A 3,840-nucleotide genomic window follows, 5' to 3' on the forward strand; every position below is an offset into this window, starting at 1 on the left:
TTTGGAGACCGCTGTTCTACCAATTGGAACTACGCCCCTGCAATGACGACGCATTATAAGGACTCTTTGCTAAAGGTAAAGAAAAAAATTCAGAAAAAAAACCACTTGCTCAATTTACAATCAAATATTACATTTGACGATTGACCTTGCTCATAGTTTGTCCGAAAATTAGGTAAATGCTTAATCATGTCGGAATGGAATCTGAAGCAGAGGTAATTTTGCAAAAAGATCTCTTAAACTCCGTAGTAAAAATAACAAAACATCGTGATGTAGACTCTTTAGAATTAAGTCTGCTGTCAACCATAAGTGAATTTCTATCTCCAACTGAAGCCGCCCTTTATAAAGATCTATCGCGTTTTAACAGCGCTGGTATCGAAAAAAGTGCCTCAATTGAAACCGATAAAACTGGCGCGCTTAAATGGTCATCTCGTCAGGTTATTTCAAACCCAAGCAAAGAGCTTAGTTGCTGTATTGAATCTGCTTGTACTATCAGTTTACAAGACAAGCAAGGCAATGAAAGACGCTGGATCCCCGTCATTATTGATGACCAAGTTCTGGGAGCTGTTTACCTAGTCGTTAAACATTTAACTTCAACTGAACAAGTTACGCTAAATGCCCTTTGCCGCATCTATGAAAATTATTTAACCATCTTAAATGAAAGTGAACGCGACAAGTTAACTGGTCTTTTAAATCGTCAAACGTTTGATAGAAAGATTAAAATGTTGCTTGAAGATCAACTGCATTCCCATAATTCACCTGTAGAAAAAGGTGTTCGCAATAAACACTATGATGAATCTTCTTGGTTAGCAATTATTGATATAGACCATTTTAAACAAGTGAACGATACCTATGGTCATGTCTGTGGTGATGAAGTTTTACTAACCTTATCACAGAAAATGCAGCAATTTTTCCGTGCGAGTGATCTTATTTTCCGCTTTGGAGGAGAAGAATTTGTGATTGTGTTTGAACCTACTACCTTGCTTCATATCGCTACCAAACTCGCGCATTTTCAAGACTTCATAAGCGATCAAAAGTTTCCTTTTGTTGAACAGCTCACATTAAGTATTGGTTTCGCTCGAATGAGTCCCTATGACTTTCCAATTTCAGTCATCGAAAATGCCGATAAAGCATTGTATGTGGCCAAGAATAACGGGAGAAACCAGTGTATTTATTACGGCGATATTATTAAATCAGAAAAAGAGAATAATCCGCCAACGCAAGACATTGAGTTATTCTAATCAAATAAAAAAACGGTTTTTTTATTATCTTTTAAGCAGGGTTTATTCCCACTCAATTGTCGCTGGCGGCTTACCAGAAATATCGTAAACCACGCGCGAAATACCATCGATTTCGTTGATGATACGGTTCGATACTAAACCTAAGAAATCATACGGTAAGTGTGACCAACGCGCTGTCATAAAGTCGATTGTTTCAACACAACGCAGTGATACAACCCAGTCATATTTACGCGCATCACCCATTACACCTACTGACTTAACCGGCAGGAATACAGTGAATGCTTGTGACACTTTATGGTAAATATCAGCCTTGTGAAGTTCTTCAATAAAGATGGCATCAGCACGACGTAGTAAGTCACAGTACTCTTTCTTAATTTCACCAAGAACACGAACACCTAAGCCTGGACCTGGGAATGGATGACGGTAAAGCATATCGTAAGGAAGACCTAATTCAAGACCAATCTTGCGTACTTCATCTTTAAATAGCTCACGCAGCGGCTCAACAAGGCCCATTTCCATATCTTCAGGTAAACCACCTACATTATGGTGCGATTTAATTACATGTGCTTTACCTGTTTTAGATGCTGCAGATTCGATTACATCTGGGTAAATTGTACCTTGTGCTAACCACTTCGCATTTTTCAGCTTTTTAGATTCAGCATCAAATACGTCAATAAATGTATGGCCAATCGCTTTACGCTTATCTTCTGGGTCTGATAGTCCCGCTAAATCATCTAAAAACTGCTGTTCAGCATCAACTTTGATAATGTTTAGACCAAATTTATCGCCAAACATGTCCATTACTTGCTGACCTTCGTTTAAGCGAAGTAAACCGTTATCAACAAATACGCATGTTAGTTTTTTACCAATTGCACGGTGGATCAGCATCGCTACTACCGATGAGTCAACACCACCTGATAGGCCAAGAATAACTTCATCATCGCCTACTTTTTCTTTAATACGTGCAACGGCATCTTCAATAATTGATGCTGGTGTCCATAATTTTTCACAGCCACAAATATCAATTACGAAACGCTCTAATAGACGTAAACCTTGGTGCGTGTGTGTTACTTCTGGGTGGAATTGCACACCGTAGAACTTTTTCTCTTCCCATGACATTGCTGCATGTGGGCAAGTGTCAGTTTTAGCAGTTGTAGTAAATGTTTCTGGGATTTCTACAACTTTGTCGCCGTGGCTCATCCAAACGTCAAGTTTGCCAATACCCTCTTCGATATGATCTTCAATCGCATCAAACAGCGCACAGTTACCTACTTTTTCAACTTTCGCGTAACCAAACTCTTTCTTATCTGAGCTATGTACTTGGCCACCCAATTGCATTGCCATTGTTTGCATACCGTAGCAAATACCAAGTACAGGTACGCCAGCATTAAATACATACTCTGGAGCGCGCGGGCTGTTTTCTTCGGTCGTTGACTCTGGGCCGCCTGATAAAATAATACCTTGTGGGTTAAATTCGCGAATTTGCTCTTCGGTTACATCCCATGCCCATAGTTCACAGTAAACACCGATTTCACGGATACGGCGGGCGATAAGCTGAGTGTATTGCGAACCGAAATCTAAAATCAGAACGCGAGAATCATGAATATTTTTGCTCATTAGTTGTCTCTTTCTAAAAATCCAACAACTCGATTGAAAACGGCAATTTCAATCGGGATACAATTAACTAAGGCTAGCAAAAAGCTAGCCTTATCGATAAATAAAAGCGCGAATTAACCTAAACGGTAGTTAGGAGCTTCTTTTGTGATTTGTACATCGTGAACGTGCGATTCACCCATACCGGCAGCAGTAACACGTACAAATTGCGGCTTAGTATTAAGCTCTTCAATTGTTGCACAGCCAGTAAGACCCATCGCGCTGCGAATACCACCAACCTGTTGGTGAATAATGTTAGCAATAGGACCTTTATACGCTACGCGACCTTCAATACCTTCTGGCACTAGCTTCTCTTCTGATTTAGCATCTTGGAAGTAACGGTCAGATGAACCTTCTTTTTGGTTCATTGCACCTAAGCTACCCATACCACGGTAAGATTTGTAGTAACGGCCTTGATAAAGCTCAACTTCACCTGGTGCTTCTTCCGTACCAGCTAGCATTGAACCAACCATCACCAGTGATGCACCAGCAACAAGTGCTTTAGCAATATCACCAGAGAAACGAATACCACCGTCAGCAATAACTGGAACATCACGGCCTTTTAAGCCTTCAACGGCATCTGAAATCGCTGTAATTTGCGGCACACCACAACCTGTTACGATACGCGTAGTACAAATTGAACCTGGGCCAATACCTACTTTAACAGCGTTTGCACCGGCATCAGCAAGTGCTACTGCGCCTTCAGCGGTTGCTACGTTACCTGCAACGATTTGTAAATCAGGGAATGCTTCACGCGTTGCTTTTACGCGGTCAATAACACCTTGTGAGTGACCGTGAGAAGTATCGATAAGTAGAATATCAACACCCGCTTCAACTAACGCTGCGATGCGCTCATCTGTGCCTGCGCCAACACCAACAGCCGCACCTACACGTAAACGACCTTGCTCGTCTTTACATGCATTTGGTTTATCTTGTGCTTTTTGGTAAT

3 protein-coding genes are annotated in these 3,840 nt (G+C 41.0%); 1 reads left to right on the forward strand and 2 read right to left on the reverse strand.

Annotated features, from left to right (window positions below; all coding sequences use genetic code 11):
* The first annotated feature begins 218 nt into the window (after positions 1-218).
* Positions 219-1,238 (forward strand): GGDEF domain-containing protein, encoded by a 1,020-nt coding sequence (locus ON073_RS20095; protein ID WP_446728551.1) that lies wholly within the window; start codon positions 219-221, stop codon positions 1,236-1,238.
* Between the two features lie 42 nt (positions 1,239-1,280).
* Here ON073_RS20095 and guaA read toward each other — a convergent pair whose 3' ends face one another.
* Positions 1,281-2,855, reverse strand: coding sequence for a glutamine-hydrolyzing GMP synthase (gene guaA, locus ON073_RS20100; RefSeq protein ID WP_274763652.1), 1,575 nt, complete (start codon positions 2,853-2,855; stop codon positions 1,281-1,283).
* 113 nt (positions 2,856-2,968) lie between these two features.
* On the reverse strand, positions 2,969-3,840 hold an 872-nt coding region (guaB, locus tag ON073_RS20105; RefSeq protein WP_274763653.1), incomplete at its 5' end, for an IMP dehydrogenase.

Origin of the sequence: Pseudoalteromonas sp. G4, assembly GCF_028875915.1 — a bacterium.
GTDB lineage: Bacteria > Pseudomonadota > Gammaproteobacteria > Enterobacterales > Alteromonadaceae > Pseudoalteromonas.

Excerpts from the sequence above, each read along its gene's own strand:
- guaA (WP_274763652.1), bottom strand. The coding sequence starts at position 2,855 with ATGAGCAAAAATATTCATGATTCTCGCGTTCTGATTTTAGATTTCGGT.